Genomic DNA, 17,974 nt, shown 5'->3' with positions numbered 1-17,974 from the left:
CTATTTCCAGCTGCACGTTTCCCCGTCCAAGTGTTCCCGGAGCTGATCCCTTGCCGCCCAGGGATCCTCCACGATCTCCAGCTGCCGTACCAGTTCACGCCCCATCAGCTGAACCTCAGCAGGGCGGGAGGCAGCCTGGTCACTCATTTCGTAGGGGTCGGACTTCAGGTCGTAGAGCTGCGCGGAGAGAAGGAACCCGGATCGTTGGGCCGGATCGGGGATACAGCTGAAGAGCAACTTGTGACTCAGGGTCCTCAGGCCTCGCATCCCCGGCCCGCCGTCCCGCGCCGGGGGCCCGTAGTAGATGGCGGGACCAGGGACCGGCGTCGTTGTCGCGCCGATCAGCCGGGACGAGAGATCAGCGCCCTGCATGGCCGGCGGCCGGCTGGTAGATAGCCCCGCCAGGCCCAGGAGGGTGGGACCGACATCAACGGAGCTGATCAAAACCTTGTCGTCGGGACCGGACGCTATCCGGCCCGGCCAACGGATGAGAAATGGTAACGACATCGATTCTTCCCAAGGAACATTTTTGAACATAAGACCGTGGCTTCCCAGCTGCATGCCATGGTCCGAGGTGAAGATCACGATCGTGTTTTTGTGGTGACCGCTGGCTTCCAAGGCGACGAGCAGCCGGCCGATTTGGTGATCGATGGCGGAAATGGCGGCGAAATACAACGGGGCTGCCTGCGCTGCTTCCGCTCCGGCCGGGCCCGTGACGTCGACGTTGGGTCTGGTCAATAGTTCCCGTGCGGAGAGTTGAGCGTACCTGGGGCGGTAGGTTGCAGGTGCCAGCTCGAACGGTTGGTGCGGCGGGTTGTAGGACACCACCAGCGCGAAGGACTCGGCAGCGTCTGTTGTTTCGCGCAAAAAGCCGATGGCAATGTCGGTTTCGTGTTCTGCCGACCATTGATCCACGACGATTTTCTCTTCGCGGGGTGCGTCCCCTACCCAATAGTGGGGGTGCATGTGGTCGTGGGCGGCTCCGTACGAGTACCAGAAGGAGAAACCGTGCCGCCTGTCCACAGGCGAGTAGGCATCCCAGACAGCTCCTTCGCGAAATCCTTCGCCCCAGATTGCGTCCTCTTCGGTGACTGCTTCCAGATGCCATTTGCCGATGTATCCGGTCCCGTAGCCCGCATCCCGGAGTACCTGTGACCATGTGCCTATGCCGGGTTCGAGACCGGCACCGGTGTTGGAATTGATGTTCAGAGGCACGCCGTTACGGTGGGGGTGTTGCCCTGTCATGAGCATTGCCCGGTGCGGACTGCAGACCGGATAGTTACTGACGGCGTGGAGGATGTCCTTTGATTCGGCTGCGAAGGAGTTCAAGGATGGGGTGTAGGTGGGATCCTGGCCCCTGAATCCCAAAGCACTGTTGCGGAACTGATCGGCGATGATGAACAGGATATTAGGGCGTTCAGCAGTCATCATCGGCCTCCGGCAGTAGAGATCCCGTCCCAGCTTGGCGGCGTGAATGCGCCTAGGGGATCGGCCCGGACCGGGAGCGTCTGTCCTGCCCCGACGACGGGGAATTTGCGGCCGTCTGCCTCCTCTTCCTGGTACTGCTCAAACCAGAGCTGCATATCCCGGCGCATTCCGGCGACGCGCTCTTCATGCCGGACCTCCCGAACCAGGTTATGCCGCTCCCCCGGGTCGGTGGCCAGGTCGTACAGTTCATGGGGACCCTGGGGGTAGCGGTGGACGTATTTCCATGAGTCGCTGCGGATCATGCGTACCGGACCGTATTCATCGAAGACAACTACCGGCCGGGGCCTGGCGGGTGCGAGGGGCTTTCCGCGGAGAACATCGGCGAAGGATTTCCCGGGCCCTTGTTCGAATTCGAGCGGGTCAAGCCCGGCCAGCTCCAGGATGGTGGCCGGAAGGTCGTATGCCGACAGCAGTTCTTCCCGCACTTTCCCGCGGGCAATTCTGCCGGGGAAAGAAAATATGGCGGGCACTTTGATCGAGGAATCGAAGACATTCAAGGGGAACGTGCCGTTTCCCTTGCCCCACACGCCGTGTTGCCCGCAGTTGAACCCGTTGTCGCTACTGAAGATCACGAGTGTGTCTTCTCTCAATCCGAGCTCATCGAGCTTCTGGAGCACCTGACCTATCCCCGCGTCCATCGCGCTGACGGCGGCGAAGTAGCCCACCAAAGCCGCCCGGACGTCAGCTTCACCTCCAATCGGTACCCCGTCGACTGTAGGCGTCCAGGGATGCGTGGGCTCCTGGGGGCAGCTCTCAAACGCACAATCATCATAGAGAGCCGTAAATTCAGCAGGATGCTGGTCCTTCCAGGGCTTATGCGGTGCGGTGTAATTCAGCGCCAGGAAGAACGGGGAATCTTGCCCGGCGGCACGTTCCATGAAGCCGGTCGAATCAGCTGTAATGGCATCAGTGAGATAGCCGTACACTGTTTCCTTCACGCCGTTCCTGTACATGGTCGCCGCATCGTAGGGGCTGCCGCCGCCGGCCAGCGAGAACCAGTGACTGAATCCCTCCCGTGCCCGGTCGTTGGCTCCCAAGTGCCATTTTCCGGATAGTCCCATGTAATAGCCCGCAGCTGCCAAGTCATCCGTGAAGAGGCGCTGGCCCTGCAGATAGTCGGGAGCCTCGGGGCCGGTCTCGACGCCATGAAGATAGTCGTGCACTCCATGTTTGGAGGGGATGGTGCCGGTCATCAGGCTGGCCCGCGCGGGGGAACAGACGGGTGAGACGCAGAAGAAGTTATCCAATCGCGTTCCGCCTGAGGCCAGGTTGTCCAGATGGGGCGTCTGGATTTCGGTATTGCCGGAGCATCCCAAGGCCCATGCGCCCTGGTCGTCGCTGAGGATGAGCAGGATATTTGGTCCGGGGTGGTGGCTCATGGCGCTCCTGAGAGTGAAGAGAGTAGGTTCAATCCACTCTTCCTATCGCCTTCTCAGATGAGGAATAAAGACTGAATGACCGATCGGTGGAACCGTCCACTTCACAAAACAGGCGATTTGCGGAAGATAATCACCGCAATACAACTATTCCTCTCTTAATCATTCCTTAATCATCGGGCATTATAGAGGGATGACGAGCACCCGGCGGAAGTTTTTATCGGATCAGGGCCTGCTTCGGGACGTTCCGAAGCAGGCCCTGAAGTTTCAGGACCTGAGTGAGGAGTTGAGGCGGGAGATTCTGGCGGGAACCTGGGCGGTTGGGACCAAGCTGCCCACCGAGCAGCAGCTCTCTTTGGAAACCGGACTTTCTCTGACGACCGTGCGCCGGGCTTTTGAGGACCTGGTCAGCAAGGGCCTGGTCGTCAGGCGTCAGGGAGCGGGGAGCTTTGTCGCCACGCCGCCGGCGCGGACTGCGAAGAAGGCCCGCCACACGATTGGTGTGCTGCTGCCGGACACGCAGCTGTATTACCCGACGGTGCTTCAAGGGATAGAAGAGTACCTAACGTCTCAGGGTGCCAACTTGCAGCTTTCGACGTATCACTATGATTTGTCCCGGGAGAATTCCAGCATCGATTTTCTCTTAAATGCAGGGGTGGATGGTCTGCTGTTGGTCCCGACACTGACGGGTATTCCCGACCCGCAGCAGCGTGTGGCCGAATTGTCGGCTTTGCCCGTGCCCGTGGTGCTCTTGGAGCGCAGCCTGAACGATCTGGGCGCGGCCGATAGGACCGAACATGTTTGTTCTGATCATCAGGGCGGCGCCTATGATGCAGTCAAGTACCTGGCTGGCCTGGGCCATCGGCGTATTGCACTGCTGACCCGGGCCAATCAGCGTGGAAAGAGCAGTAATCCTACTCAAGCTGCGGTCATTGCCGGTTTTAGGAATGCTGTGGCGGATCTTGGCTTGTACACGTCCGGCGTGGATGTGCCTGTATTTAGTGCGACGAAACCGGACTGGGAAACGGACCAGGCAGAGGCGATGTTCGCTCTGCTGCGCAGCAGTGGCGCTTCGGCCGCGCTGGTGTTCGGGGACCGGGAAGCGACGTTGCTCCAGGGTGCGGCTGCACGGGCGGGCCTAAAGGTGCCGCAGGATTTGGCGCTGGTCTCCTACGACGACGAGATGGCCGACATTGCCCCGGTTCCGCTGACGGCGGTGTCGCCGGCCAAGCACCGGTTGGGGGTGATGGCCGCTGAGGTGTTGCTTCGGCGGTTGAAGGAGGGCGACGCCTGTCCGATCTATCAGGTGCGCCTGCGCCCGCGCATTGTAGTTCGGGAATCGTGCGGCGGCAGGAAGGCCGGCAAGCGCTAGCGGTAGCCAACGGCAGGAGTGCCGCCAGAGGTCCGGTCGGCCCTCCTGCCAGTACAGAGGAACTATTCGGCCGACAGCTCAATCTGCTTTGTTCTCCCGGCATGGTTGGCGATGTCCACCTCAAGGACAGTGAAGCCGTCCGCCCCGTGGGAAAGGGAGGCGCCCTGGCCCTCGATGATCCGGAAGAACCGTTTGGTCTTCAGTCTGAGGGTGAGCGTGGACGCGTTCTGCGTTGGATCGCTGACTGCGATGCTCAGCCGGTCTCCGACTTCTTTAACAACTACGCACGCCGGTCCGGAGAGTGCCAGGTCCCCCACTGTTCCGGGGCGCCAGAAGGTTGCTGCCGTTGTCTTCTCTTTTTTGAATTTGACGGCTTGCGCCACTTCGTCGTTTCGGAGGACGGTGTGGAAGGACTGTCCTGAGAGTGAGGATGTCATGCTGGCCGAAGCGCCGGGGGCTACCAAGTACGCGTAGGACGCCGCTTCGGGTTCGTGCCCGTGATCGAAGTACAGGGTGGCATAATTCCGGGTTTGCCTGGCGGCGCTGCCCTTGACATTGACTTCGGACCAAGACCCTTCCCGCTGTTCCCGCAGCACCTGCAGCGGCGCTGCGTCGAGCACTACGTAGCCGCCGAAACCTTCGAGGTGGACCCACCGGTCAACCGTTAGTACTTCCGGATGTCCGGGAGTGGCGGCGACCGTCCCTGCCGCAGTCCCCATAGCGTTGAAACCGGCGTGGAGGTTCCTGTGATCGACCACCGTTTCGATCCTCGAGCCTGATCCGGTCCGGATGTCGGCGCCGAGGCAGACGATCACGTCTTTGCTGACAAACCACGATTTCCTGGCGGTGAGACCGGTTCCGCCCGGGCCGATGAGGTGCTGGCCGACTGCTGCGACATCGCCGTAAGCGGTAGATCCGGTCCATTCGTTCGCAGGTGTGGCGGCACCCCATTCGCCCTCTACTTTGTCCGGCAGCGAGGAGGTGTCCACGGTGATGCCGGGAAGCCGGCAATGGTTGGCGGTGGCCCAAAACGCGTCATCGTACTGGCCGAGATCCCCGTCGTAAACGTAGGTCATGCCGGAGCCAGTGTGGTAACCGCGGTTGTTTTCGCCGTTGCCGCACTCATACCAGGCGATCCTGCTGCTGGCCATCGCCGTGGACAAAGTCCACCCCTGACTGTGGTGCATCGTGCGGTCCATGGCCGGGAACAGGTAGTGTCCGCCCGGCAGGTCCGTCTCGGTGAGTCCCATGGCGAGAAGTTCTTTGACCAGGGCGGTTCTGCCCACGCCGGCGTCCGCCAGGATGGGAGCCTTCCGGTTCTGGTTGATCCAGGCAAGGCATAGGCTCCGCCATCGGCGGGCCGTCACGGGATCCACCGCGCGGGCAAGGAGCAGAATGGACTCGATGGTGCTTGCCCCGAGGTCAAAGCCCGTGTTGGATTCCCTGCTGATGCTTCTGCCGCGCACTGAATCTGCCATGGCACCGGCCACCATGAATGGCGCGAAGGAGCCTTCGACCGTCTTGAAGAGAATGTCGCGGCTGGGGTCCGACACTTCTGCCCCGGTCCCGCCCAGGAGGGCGAACAGTTTGGACAAGCCGGTCAACAGCACGACACCGTAGGAGCCGGTGTACGGGGTTGTGCTGTGCTGGATGAAGGAACCGTCGGTAAAGAAGCCGTTGCCGGCAGAAACGTATTGCCACACCTCGCTGAGCCCGGCGACGGCGTGGGTCAGTTTCTCGGCGTCTTCATCCACCAGCGACCGGATGGTAACCGCCTGACAGAGGTCCACCCGGTTCGCCCCGACGGAAGTGATCTTGCCGCGTTTGGGCGGGAACTGCTGCCACGGGTCGGGAACGAAGTGGTCAATGGCGGCGCAGTACGCGGCCCGCTCGGCCGCCGTCAACTCTGCATGGAGCAGCACCATGGTGTCTGCGAGGGCCTTGGGGGTGCCAATCTCCCAGGACCACCAGTTGCCCTGTTCTTCCTTTGAAGCGTTGTAGCAAAGGGAGTTCGCGTCGGCGAGCCCGGCCCGGATCGCGGCCAGTAAACCAGCATCGGCGAAATGCTCTGAGCCGGGTGTGGCCCAGGCTGTCGCCATGGTTGCCAGCCTGGTGTGCGTCGTCACCAAGTCGGTGTCCTTGGCAAGACTGAGATCGGAGAAGACGGTGAGACGTCCGGCGGAGCGTTCAAGAAGGTCGATAGCTGTCCGGGCTTTCTTGTCCAACGCGGCCAGTGCTGTGACGAAGTCATTATCACCGGCCACCAGCACCTTCCGGCCCGTGATCTGATCCACCCACCTCTGTCTGAGCCCGGCGAAGTCCGCCGGGGTCAGAGTTGCGTTTGCGGTCGCCGCGGCATGGGCGGGCCCGTGGACCATAGCCAGGAGCAGGCCGGACAGCGCTGCTCCTTTGAGAGCAGTCCTGCGGGAAAATTCTCGAGTCATTGTCTGGTCTCCTCAGTCCGTTGAGGCTCCGTCATCATTGCCGGAGCGCTGCAGGAACCACTCAACGGCAGCCGGAAAGAAGGAATAAAGAAGTAGCACCCGGCGCCTGCAATGCTCAACAATGGAGCACACCGCCACGATTCAGGGAGCCAAATGCGTATCGCGTTTTCAACACTGGGCTGCCCTCAGGCACCCCTGCACGAAGTGACAGCCCTGGCCCGTGAGCATCGCGTCGATGGACTGGAGCTCAGGATCCATGACGACGGTATCGTCAGCGATCACATGGATCGGTCGCGCCGGGAGCAGGTGCGAGCCTCGATCTCACGTACCGGGCTAACCGTGCTGAGCCTGGGAAGTTACATTAAAGTTTGCCAGCCGGGCCCGGACGAAACAGTTGTCCGGCAACTCCGCACCGCACTGGAGCTTGCCGCGGACGTGGGCGCCGAGGCCGTCAGGGTGTTCCCCGGCGCCGGGACCGGGCCGACGACGGATCACTACGGCATCGCAGTGACTGAGCTGGACATGCGGGGCTCGTCACGTTTGGCCGCGGCGGCCCCGATAGCTGAGCGTCTGGGTCTTCGGCTGCTTTTAGAGACACATGATTCGCATCCCCGGGGTGTCGATATTTCCAGAATTCTCGCCCCGTTCCGCGCCGAGGATCCAGTGGGAGCGATCTGGGACGTGATGCATCCATGGCGGTTCGGAGAAGACCCGGTCCAAACAGCACATCAGCTGGGCAGTCATTACCAGTACGTCCAGTTCAAGGATGCGACCATGGACCGGCAGACAGGGAATCTGACGATGACCCTCCCCGGCGCCGGGGACATACCGCTGCAACGGATTCTTGATCTGGTAGTGGCCCGAACTCCAACAACCGAAGAACCCTGGATCTCGCTGGAGTGGGAAAAGGCCTGGCATCCGGAACTTCCCGGACTCCCGGAAGCTCTTATAGCCTTCAAGACTCTACTCGGACGCCCGGAAAGCGACGCCGCCCTCTCCGGCAGCCCGCGGCGGCCAGGCTCAGCCGCCGGAGCGAGACGAAACGGTACTCTGTGAGCATCATGAGGTCCTCAAAGGCACGCTCCGACCCTGACACAGCAAGGTCGCGTCCTGACCCAGTCAGAAGGACATTCGCCAGCCGTATCTTAGGAGGAGGAAACGAGCCGGACCCTCGTTTTACGCTGGCCAACGAACGCACGTTCCTCGCATGGATCCGCACGTCGCTGGCGATGTTGGGTGGCGGAATCGCCGTGGAGGCTTTCGCGGGCGACCTTTTCACAGTCGACATCCGGAAGGCCGTCGCCGTGATCCTGCTTGTTCTCGGGCTCCTGATTGCCGGTGGATCCTTCTTTCGATGGCTTAACGTCGAACGCGCCATGCGTCGACAAATCCCTCTGCCGATGCCGCTCATTTTGCCGATTCTGGCCATTGGCGGGGCATTCGTAGGGGCAGTCCTTATCCTCGTCGTCTCCCGGTCGAGCTAGGCGTGCGCAGACTCAAACCGAGGGGCGCGCGGCGAGGGTGCGCTGGGCTACGTGCTGCTGTCGGACGGGGACTCTTGCGCGCCCGGGAATGCCGCCAGGGCTTGTGGAAAGTTTCCACCGATACGGACATGGGGATACCTTTCAATCGAGAGTATCCTTCCAGTGACGCGTCGGGCGGCGAATGCTGTCTAAGACCAAACTCCGAGGATTGGCATACCTGGACGGCGTAAGGTTCCTCGACCATGCGGCGGCCAAAACGATAGCCGCGACCAGCTATGGACAGGCCTTACGGATCAACAAAACCAGGACCGCCTGCGGAAGAAGAGTCCGTATCCCACACACCTGCCCCCTGTCGACGGATCGGGCGCCACAGTCACAGATACCCCCAAAGACATTCCCGCTGAACCCGGAACGTTCAACGACACCGACGATCCAAGCAGCAAAGTCATGTCGCCTGCAATAGAGAACTCCATGAACTAGTGAAGGCAGAACCAGGAGGGAGGGACCAAAATGCGGGTCGAAAAGCCGCTCGTGGACAAAAGTGTGGACAATGTCCACACCCCTTTGGCCGGACAAACCTGCGATGAGCGCACGCTGCCTGGCTCGCAGAAGCAGCCATCCGCGGAAGATCCTCGAAGACAAATCCTCTTCGTCATGTCGTCACCACAACCTATGTACATGAATGGATGCGGGCCAACAACTGACCACCGGAACAGCCTGATAGGACGACACATAGCCACAGATATTCCAGCCGGAGGGCCACCAGCCAGGACCCTGACCCCGCCACCCCACAACCGAACAGACACCGCGGCGCCAGGCACAGTCCGCGGTCAGTATCAGAGGGACCCGCAGAGGGTCAATGTCCACACATTAAAGCAAAAACCCCTCTGACGAGGGGTTATGCGTGCCCGAGGTGGGACTCGAACCCACACACCTTTCGATACCGCATTTTGAGTGCGGCGCGTCTGCCAATTCCGCCACTCGGGCGCGGATTACACGGAGTAACAATCTTATGCTCACAGCTACGTTGTGAGCAACGCGATCGCTTCCAGTGCGCGAAATTACTCTACATGCAGATAGGCTGAATTCCAGAATCGCGCCAGTGAAGCCGCAACGAACCCAAGCAGTTCCAAGTACAGCGGCGGGCACAACTAAGATGGACTAGTTCCCGCCGTACCTTTCAAGGAGTTCCCGTGTCAGAACAGACGGAGTCAAACCCCAACACCCAGCCGGCGCGCCGCGTTATTGTCGCCGAGGACGAGACCCTTATCCGCCTGGACATCATCGAAATCCTCCGGGGCGAGGGCTATGACGTCATCGGCGAAGCGGACAACGGCGAGAAGGCCGTCCAGCTCGCCGAGGAACTCAAGCCTGACCTCGTCCTGATGGACGTCAAGATGCCGGTCATGGACGGCATCTCCGCCGCCGAGAAGATCGTCAAGGCCCGCATCGCCCCCGTAGTCCTCCTCACGGCCTTCAGCCAGAAGGAACTCGTGGAGCGGGCCCGGGACGCCGGTGCCATGGCCTACGTGGTCAAGCCGTTCACCCCCGCGGACCTGATCCCCGCCCTGGAAATCGCACTCTCCCGCCATGAGGAGATCAAGGCCCTGGAAAACGAGGTCTCGGACCTCCAGGAGCAGTTCGCCACCCGCAAGCTCGTGGAGCGCGCCAAGAGCCTGCTCACCACCAAGATGGGCCTTACCGAACCCGAGGCCTTCCGCTGGATCCAGAAGACCTCCATGGACCGCCGCCTCAGCATGCGCGAGGTCGCCGAAACCATCATCAACCAGGTCAACTAACCTCAGGGCCCCGGCAGGGCAAGTACGACGACGGCCTGCCGGGTGCCTGCCGGCCGTCACCACCCGGCGCTGGGCAGTTAGATGCAGAGACAAAAAGGGAGGATCCCCGCCATACGGCGGGGATCCTCCCTTTTTGGTCCTTAGACCTAGGCCTTCTTCTTCTTTTCCGGCCAGGGTCCGAGCTTTTCCTTGTTGCTAACACCTTCGCCGGAGCGGCCGGTGTCGGACAGGTCGCCCACCTTGTGCACCTTCAGCGAGTTGGTTGAACCGGCCTTTCCGGGAGGGGAACCGGCAGCGATAACCACCAGGTCGCCGTCTTCCACCAGGTTCAGTTCCAGCAGGCTGCGGTCCACCTGCGCGGTCATCTCGTCGGTGTGGTCCACCATGGGGACCAGGACCGGCTGGATGCCCCAGGTCAGTGCGAGCTGGTTCCACACGTGCTCCACCGGAGTGAACGCGAAGACCGGACGGACCGGACGCAGGCGGGAGAGGCGGCGGGCCGAGTCACCGGACTGGGTGAACGCACAGATGTACTTGGCGTCCAGCTGGTCGGCAATTTCGACGGCGGCACGGGTGATGGCGCCGCCACGGGTCTTGGGCTTGGTGCCCAGCGGGGGTACGCGCTCCAGGCCGTGGACCTCGGTGGATTCGATGATCCGTGCCATGACCTTGACGGTCTCGATCGGGTACTTGCCCACGCTCGTCTCGCCGGAAAGCATAACTGCGTCGGCGCCGTCGAGCACTGCGTTGGCGCAGTCCGAAGCCTCTGCACGGGTGGGGCGCGGGTTGTCGATCATCGACTCGAGCACCTGGGTGGCAACGATGACCGGCTTGGCCCAGCGGCGGGCCAGTTCGATGGCGCGCTTCTGGACGATCGGCACCTCTTCGAGCGGCAGCTCCACGCCGAGGTCGCCACGGGCCACCATGATGGCGTCGAACGCGTCGATGATCTCGTGCAGCTGCTCAACGGCCTGCGGCTTCTCGATCTTGGCGATCACCGGCACGCGGCGTCCCTCTTCGTCCATGATTTCGTGGACGCGCTTGATGTCCGAAGCGTCACGCACGAAGGAGAGGGCAACCATGTCCACGCCGCGGCGCATGGCCCAGCGCAGATCGTCCTCATCCTTTTCGCTCAGCGCGGGGACGTTGACGGCAACACCGGGCAGGTTGATGCCCTTGTTGTTGGAGACCATGCCGCCGACAGTCACCTGGGCGACCACCTTGACGTCGTCGACCTCGAGGGCGCGCAAGGCCACCTTGCCGTCGTCGATCAGCAGCGCATCGCCGACGTTGACGTCGTCGGTCAGGCTCTTGAGCGTGGTGGAGCAGATGTCCTTCGTGCCCGGGACGTCTTCGGTGGTGATGGTGAAGATGTCGCCGACAGCCAGCTCGTGCGGGCCGTCAACGAAGCGGCCCAGGCGGATCTTGGGGCCCTGGAGGTCAGCCATGATGGCCACGGGCTTTCCGAGCTGCTTGGATGCCCTGCGGACGTTCTCGTACGTCACGTCGTGCACCGAGTAGTCGCCGTGGCTCATGTTCATGCGGGCAACATCCACGCCGGCTTCAACAACTGCGAGGGTGTTCTCGAAGCTGGAAATAGCCGGTCCGAACGTTGCCACGATTTTTGCGCGTCTCATATACCTACCCTATTGGTCTGTTTCTGGATTGAAGTTGTACCGCTGGTGAACTTCCGTGGTCCCCCGATTGTGACTGCAGAGTCGCGACTAGAGAACGGCGATCGCCCGGTCGGTTGGGGCAACCGGGGCAGGCAGGATCGTAGTTCCCATCAGGAATTTATCTACCGCCGCAGCACAGGCGCGGCCTTCGGCGATGGCCCACACGATGAGCGACTGTCCGCGGCCGGCGTCACCGGCAACGAACACACCCTCGGTGTTCGTCATGTAGTAGCCGTCACGCGCCACGTTGCCGCGGCCGTCGAATTCGGCGTGGACCTGATCAGTGATGCCAGCCGGCTCCGCACCGGTGAAGCCCAGGGACAGGAACACCAGGTCCGCGGGAATGATCCGCTCGGTGCCCGCCTTGGGGAGTCGCTTGCCGTCCACGAATTCCGTCTCGGCAACCTTCACGCCGGTGAGCTTGCCGTTTTCGCCGACGAACTCCACCGTGGAGGCCAGATACGTCCGCTCGCCACCCTCTTCATGCGCACTCGCCACCTCGAAAAGCGTGGGGAACGTGGGCCAGGGCTGGTTCGGGGTGCGTTCCACGGACGGCTGCTTGCCGATCGCCAGCGTGGTCACGGACGCGGCGCCGTGGCGGTGTGCAGTGCCGAGGCAGTCCGCGCCGGTGTCACCGCCGCCCAGGATCACCACATGCTTGCCCTTGGCGTGGATCTGGTTCTCCACCTGCTCCCCCGCCACCACACGGTTGGCGGGAACAAGGTAATCCATGGCGAAGTGGACGCCCTCAAGCTCGCGACCCGGAATGGGCAGGTCGCGCGGCACGGTAGCGCCGGTGGCAACCACCACGGCGTCGTAACGCCGGCGGAGCTGCTCCCAGGTCACGTCGCTGCCCACGGCCACTCCGGTGCGGAAACGGGTGCCTTCGGCCTTCATCTGCTCAAGGCGGCGGTCAACCTGCTCCTTCTCCATCTTGAAGTCGGGGATGCCGTAACGCAGGAGGCCGCCGATCTTGTCGTCGCGTTCGTACACAGCAACGGTGTGACCCACGCGCGTCAACTGCTGGGCAACTGCCAGGCCGGCTGGGCCGGAGCCCACCACTGCCACGGTCTTGCCCGTCAGGCGGGTCGGCGGCAGCGGGTTGACCCAGCCGTTGTCGAAGGCTTGATCGATGATGGAAACTTCAACCTGCTTGATGGTCACCGCGGGCTGGTTGATCCCCAGCACGCAGGACGCCTCGCAGGGTGCCGGACACAGGCGGCCGGTGAATTCCGGGAAGTTGTTGGTGGCATGCAGCCGCTCAATAGCTTCCTCGCCCTTGTCCCGCCACACGAGGTCGTTCCACTCGGGAATCAGGTTGCCCAGCGGGCAGCCCTGATGGCAGAACGGTACGCCGCAGTCCATGCAGCGGCCGGCCTGGCTCTTCAGGACACCCTTTTCCTGGGCCTCGTAGACTTCCTTCCAGTCCATGATGCGGACGGGAACGGGACGGCGCGGCTGGGTTTCACGCTGACGTACTTTCAGAAATCCGCGTGGATCAGCCACCGGTCACCTCCAGGATTCGAGACCATACTTCTTCGCCATCGGGGTCCAGGCCCTCTTCGATCGCGTCAAGACGGGTCTGCAATACGGCCGCGTAGTCGCGCGGCAGGACTTTGGTAATGCGGGCTGCGGTGTCGTCGAAGTTTTCGAGCAGACGCTGCGCGTGCAGCGATTCCGTCTCTTCGACATGCTTGACCAGGAGACCGTGCACGATGTCGCGGTCCTCGGCATCCAGTTCGCGCAACTGCAGTTCGCCGGACTCCAGCGCCTGCTTATTGACGCGGGTGGTCCGCAGGTCCAGCACGTAGGCCGTTCCGCCGGACATGCCCGCACCGAAGTTGCGGCCCGTGCGGCCGATGATGAGCGTCTGGCCGCCGGTCATGTACTCGCAGCCGTGGTCGCCGATGCCTTCGACAACTGCCGTGGCGCCGGAGTTGCGGACCAGGAATCGTTCGCCCACCTGGCCGCGCAGGAACATCTCGCCGCTGGTGGCACCGTAACCGATCACGTTGCCGGCGATCACGTTGCTCTCGGCCTGGAACACGTTGGTGCGGTCCGGCCGGACGATGATGCGGCCGCCGGAGAGGCCCTTGCCCACGTAGTCGTTCGAGTCGCCGAACATGCGCAGGGTGATGCCGGCAGGCAGGAAGGCGCCCAGCGACTGGCCCGCGGTGCCGGTCAGCGTGATGTCGATCGTGTCCGTGGCCAGCACGTCCGTGCTGAACGTCTTGGTGACGACGTGGCCCAGCATGGTGCCCACGGAGCGGTCGGTGTTGATGACGTCCACGGCGATCTTCACCGGGGTGCGGTCGGTCAGCGCCTCGGCGGCCATGGTGATGAGCCGCTGGTCGAAGTGCTTGTCCAGCTCGTGGTTCTGGCCGGTCAGGTTCCGCAGCGGGGCGTCGTCGTCGAACTCGAGTCCGTGCAGGATCGGGTCCAGGTCCAGCCCTTCGGCCTTCCAGTGGTTGATCGCCTCACGGGTGTCCAGCACTTCGGCGTGTCCGATTGCCTCTTCGATGCTCCGGAAGCCAAGCTCCGACAGGATCTCGCGGACCTCTTCGGCCAGGAACTCGAAGAAGTTGACCACGAACTCGGGCTTGCCGCTGAAGCGGGCGCGCAGTTCGGGGTTCTGGGTGGCCACACCCACCGGACAGGTGTCCAGGTGGCAGACGCGCATCATGATGCAGCCTTCAACCACCAGCGGTGCCGTGGCGAAGCCGAATTCCTCGCCGCCGAGCAGCGCGGCGATCACGACGTCGCGGCCGGTCTTGAGCTGGCCGTCCACCTGCACCACCACGCGGTCGCGCAGGCCGTTGAGCATCAGGGTCTGCTGGGTCTCTGCGAGCCCCAGCTCCCACGGGACACCGGCGTGCTTGAGCGAGTTCAGCGGCGAGGCGCCGGTACCGCCGTCGTGACCGGAAACCAGTACGACGTCGGCCTTGGCCTTGGTGACACCGGCGGCAACTGTGCCGATTCCCACCTCGGAGACGAGCTTGACGTGGACCCGGGCCGAAGGATTGGCACGCTTCGCGTCATAGATCAGCTGGGCGAGGTCCTCGATCGAGTAGATGTCGTGGTGCGGGGGCGGGGAAATGAGTCCGACGCCGGGGGTCGAATGGCGCGTCCGGGCAACCCAGGGGTACACCTTCTGCGCCATCAGCTGGCCGCCTTCGCCGGGCTTGGCGCCCTGCGCCATCTTGATCTGGATATCGTCGGCATTGCTCAGGTACAGGCTCGTGACACCGAAACGGCCGGAGGCAATCTGCTTGACGGCCGAACGGCGCTCGGGATCCAGCAGGCGGTCCACGTCCTCGCCGCCCTCACCGGTGTTGGACTTGCCGCCCAGCCGGTTCATGGCGATCGCCAGGGTCTCGTGGGCTTCCTTGGAGATGGAGCCGTAGCTCATGGCGCCGGTGGAGAAACGCTTGACGATGCTGGAGACGGGCTCCACTTCCTCAAGCGGCACCACGGGCCGCACACCGGTCTTGAACCGCAGCAACCCGCGCAGGGTCATGAGGTTTTCGGACTGGTCGTCCACGCCCCGGGTGTAGGACTTGAAGATGTCGTAGCGGCGTTCACGCGTCGCGTGCTGCAGCCGGAAGACCGTCTCCGGGTTGAACAAGTGCGGCTCACCGTCGCGGCGCCACTGGTACTCGCCGCCGCCGAGCAGCGGTCGGTGCGGCTGCTCGATGCCGCCCTCCGGGTAGGCCATCTGGTGCCGTGCGGACACTTCAGCGGCGATGACGTCGAGTCCGACGCCGCCGAGCTGGGAGTGGGTGCCGGCGAAGAATTCATCCACCAGTTCCTGGCCGAGGCCAAGGGCTTCGAACGTCTGCGCACCGGTGTAGGAGGCAACCGTGGAGATGCCCATCTTGGACATGATCTTCAGGACGCCCTTGCCGAGGCCCTTGATCAGGTTGTAGACGCCGTCCTGCGGGGTCACGCCAACAACGTCGCCGCTGCTGATGAGCTGCTCCACGGACTCCATGGCCAGGTACGGGTTCACGGCGGAGGCACCGTAACCAATCAGGACTGCCACGTGGTGCGTCTCGCGGACGTCGCCGGCTTCGACCACCAGGGCGGTCTTGGTGCGGTTGGCGCTGCGCAGCAGGTGGTGGTGCACGGCGCTGACCAGCAGCAGCGACGGGATGGGTGCCCACTGGGCGTTCGAGTCGCGGTCCGAGAGCACCACGTACTGCACGCCGCGGTTGATGGCGCCGGACACCTGCTCGCAGATTTCCGTGAGACGGGCACGCAGCGCGTTTTCGCCGCCTTCGGGGCGGTACAGGCCGCGGACCTTCATGGCGATCCTGTCGCCGTCAGGGGTTTCGATGTTGGCGATCTTGGCGAGCTGGTCATTGTTGATCACCGGGAACGGCAGCGAAACCTGCGGCTGCCGGACCTGCTTGGTGTCCAGCAGGTTGCCGTTCGGGCCGATGGCGCACATCAGGGACGTGACCAGCTCCTCGCGGATGGCGTCCAGCGGCGGATTGGTGACCTGTGCGAAGGACTGCACGAAGTAGTCGAAGAGGAGCCGCGGGCGCTTGGACAGCACGGCCACGGGAGTGTCCGAGCCCATGGCGCCGAGGGGCTCGGCACCTGTGCGGGCCATCGGGCCCAGCAGGATCTTCAGTTCTTCGGTGGTGTAGCCGAAGGTCCGCTGGCGGATATTCACGGACGCAGCGGTGTGCACCACGTGTTCGCGCTCCGGCAGGTCGTTAAGGTCAATCAGGTTGTCCTTGACCCACTCCGCCCACGGGTTGGCGGCGGCGACCTCAGCCTTGACCTCTTCATCGTCGATGATCCGGCCGGCCTCGGTGTCCACCAGGAACATCTTGCCCGGGGAAACCCGGCCCTTTTTGACCACCTTGGAAGGTTCGACGTCGATGACGCCCACCTCGGAGGCGAACACCACCAGCCCGTCTTCGGTGATCCAGTACCGGCCGGGGCGCAGGCCGTTGCGGTCAAGTGTTGCGCCCACCAGGCTGCCGTCGGTGAAGGAGACGGCGGCAGGGCCGTCCCACGGCTCCATCAGCAGGGAGTGGTATTCGTAGAACGCCTTGCGGGCAGGATCCATTGTGGCGTGGTTTTCCCAGGCCTCGGGGATCATCATCATGATCGAGTGCGTGATGGGCCGGCCGGAGAGCCAGAGCAGCTCAGCCACTTCATCGAACGACGCCGAGTCGGAGGCGCCCGGGGTGCAAATGGGGTACAGCTCCTCCGGGGAATCACCCAGGAGCGGGTTTGCGAGCTGGGACTGGCGGGCGCGCATCCAGTTCCGGTTGCCCTTGACGGTGTTGATTTCACCGTTGTGGGCGATGGTGCGGAACGGCTGGGCCAGGGGCCAGGACGGGAACGTGTTGGTGGAGAAGCGCGAGTGGACGATCGCGAGCTTGGTCTTGAAGCGCTTGTCCGAAAGATCCGGGTAGAACGGCTCCAGCTGGGCGGTGGTCAGCATGCCCTTGTAGACGATGGTCCGGGAGGACAGCGACGGGAAGTACACGCCGAACTTGTTCTGCGCGCGCTTGCGGATCCGCCAGGCCCGGGAGTCCAGTTCGTTGCGCTCCAGCACTTCCCCGGTGCTGGAGGCAAAGAACGGCTGGGAGAAGTACGGCATGCAGGCCCGTGCCATGGCACCGACAAGATCGGCCACGATCGGGACCTCGCGCCAGCCGAGGACCGTAAGGCCTTCGTCGGCTGCAAGGCCTTCGATGCCGGCCTTGGCGGCATCTGCTTCACGCTGCTCGGCCGGCAGGAAAGCCGTACCCGCTACATACTGTCCGGGCGCCGGAAGCTCAAACTCGGTGACGGCGCGGAAGAACTCGTCCGGGATCTGCATCAGCAGTCCGGCGCCGTCGCCCGTTCCTTCGTCGGCACCCACGGCACCGCGGTGCTCAAGGTTGCGCAGGGCGGTCAGGGCGGCGTCGACGATGTCATAGCCGGGCTCCCCGCGGAGCGTGGCAATGATGGCCAGGCCGCAGGCGTCCTTCTCCTGCTCCGGGTTGTAGAGCCCACCGGCCTCCGGCAGCGCCGCGAACCGTTTAAACGGCGACATGGCTGCTGCAGGCTGGTTCGGTTCGGACCAACTGGGGCTGTGAAGAGTTTGGGTCATGGGAGACGTCCTTCCTCCTGATCGAGCGTATGGAAGGGACAACGTTGGCCCCACTCGCAGTGCCTGTGTGATGGGCACAACAAAGTGTTACTTACTGGAAATTGTAGGTCAGCCCGGCCTGCTGAACTAACAGTTACGCAGGCCCTGACCTGGGCTTGACCCGTCGGCAGCTCTGTGCTGACGGGAATGGGGCCCTGGTGCCACGACGCTGTGGGAACGG

Annotated in this window: 10 protein-coding genes and 1 tRNA gene; 4 read left to right on the top strand and 7 right to left on the bottom strand. The window is 63.2% G+C overall.

Translation table 11 applies throughout. The features are described 5' to 3' along the window. On the bottom strand, window positions 1–1,428 hold the full coding sequence (locus ARTH_RS08660) for a sulfatase family protein (protein WP_011691561.1): 1,428 nt from the start codon (window positions 1,426–1,428) through the stop codon (window positions 1–3). Then, window positions 1,428–2,867: a sulfatase-like hydrolase/transferase gene (locus ARTH_RS08655; RefSeq protein ID WP_011691560.1), complete on the bottom strand. Its 1,440-nt coding sequence runs from the start codon at window positions 2,865–2,867 to the stop codon at window positions 1,428–1,430. Before ARTH_RS08655 ends, ARTH_RS08660 begins: the two co-directional genes overlap by 1 nt. A 190-nt stretch (window positions 2,868–3,057) precedes the next feature. On the opposite strand from ARTH_RS08655, the gene ARTH_RS08650 reads away from it, so the two are divergent. Continuing rightward, window positions 3,058–4,236, top strand: coding sequence for a GntR family transcriptional regulator (locus ARTH_RS08650; RefSeq protein ID WP_011691559.1), 1,179 nt, complete (start codon window positions 3,058–3,060; stop codon window positions 4,234–4,236). Between the two features lie 62 nt (window positions 4,237–4,298). Here ARTH_RS08650 and ARTH_RS08645 read toward each other — a convergent pair whose 3' ends face one another. After that, a complete protein-coding gene (locus tag ARTH_RS08645) occupies window positions 4,299–6,680 on the bottom strand; it encodes a polysaccharide lyase 8 family protein (RefSeq protein WP_011691558.1) in 2,382 nt (793 codons plus the stop codon). A gap of 204 nt (window positions 6,681–6,884) precedes the next feature. Between ARTH_RS08645 and ARTH_RS08640 the strand changes: the two genes are divergently transcribed. Both ARTH_RS08640 and ARTH_RS08635 read left to right on the top strand, forming a co-directional pair. Then, a complete protein-coding gene (locus tag ARTH_RS08640) occupies window positions 6,885–7,736 on the top strand; it encodes a sugar phosphate isomerase/epimerase family protein (RefSeq protein WP_198011543.1) in 852 nt (283 codons plus the stop codon). Between the two features lie 5 nt (window positions 7,737–7,741). Further along, a complete protein-coding gene (locus ARTH_RS08635; protein ID WP_011691556.1) occupies window positions 7,742–8,164 on the top strand; it encodes a YidH family protein in 423 nt (140 codons plus the stop codon). Window positions 8,165–9,069: 905 nt separating this feature from the next. On the opposite strand, the gene ARTH_RS08630 is transcribed toward ARTH_RS08635, so the two are convergent. Continuing rightward, window positions 9,070–9,151 (bottom strand) — tRNA-Leu (locus ARTH_RS08630). Window positions 9,152–9,357: 206 nt separating this feature from the next. Here ARTH_RS08630 and ARTH_RS08625 point away from each other — a divergent pair. Further along, a complete protein-coding gene (locus tag ARTH_RS08625; RefSeq protein ID WP_011691554.1) occupies window positions 9,358–9,963 on the top strand; it encodes an ANTAR domain-containing response regulator in 606 nt (201 codons plus the stop codon). Window positions 9,964–10,109: 146 nt separating this feature from the next. Here the strand turns inward: ARTH_RS08625 and pyk are convergent, their stop codons facing one another. The 3 genes from pyk to gltB form a co-directional block, all read right to left on the bottom strand. Continuing rightward, window positions 10,110–11,600 (bottom strand): pyruvate kinase, encoded by a 1,491-nt coding sequence (gene pyk, locus ARTH_RS08620; RefSeq protein ID WP_011691553.1) that lies wholly within the window; start codon window positions 11,598–11,600, stop codon window positions 10,110–10,112. An 87-nt stretch (window positions 11,601–11,687) separates the two neighbouring features. After that, a complete protein-coding gene (locus tag ARTH_RS08615; RefSeq protein WP_011691552.1) occupies window positions 11,688–13,145 on the bottom strand; it encodes a glutamate synthase subunit beta in 1,458 nt (485 codons plus the stop codon). Then, the gene (gene gltB / locus ARTH_RS08610; protein WP_043429663.1) at window positions 13,138–17,754 is read right to left on the bottom strand and encodes a glutamate synthase large subunit; all 4,617 of its coding nucleotides are present in this window, start codon (window positions 17,752–17,754) and stop codon (window positions 13,138–13,140) included. The genes ARTH_RS08615 and gltB overlap by 8 nt, the downstream gene beginning before the upstream one ends. Window positions 17,755–17,974 lie beyond the last annotated feature (220 nt).

Origin of the sequence: Arthrobacter sp. FB24 (genome assembly GCF_000196235.1) — a bacterium.
GTDB lineage: Bacteria > Actinomycetota > Actinomycetes > Actinomycetales > Micrococcaceae > Arthrobacter.
The sequence above is the reverse complement of the archived record's forward strand: the minus strand, read 5'-3'. Positions and strand labels throughout refer to the sequence as shown.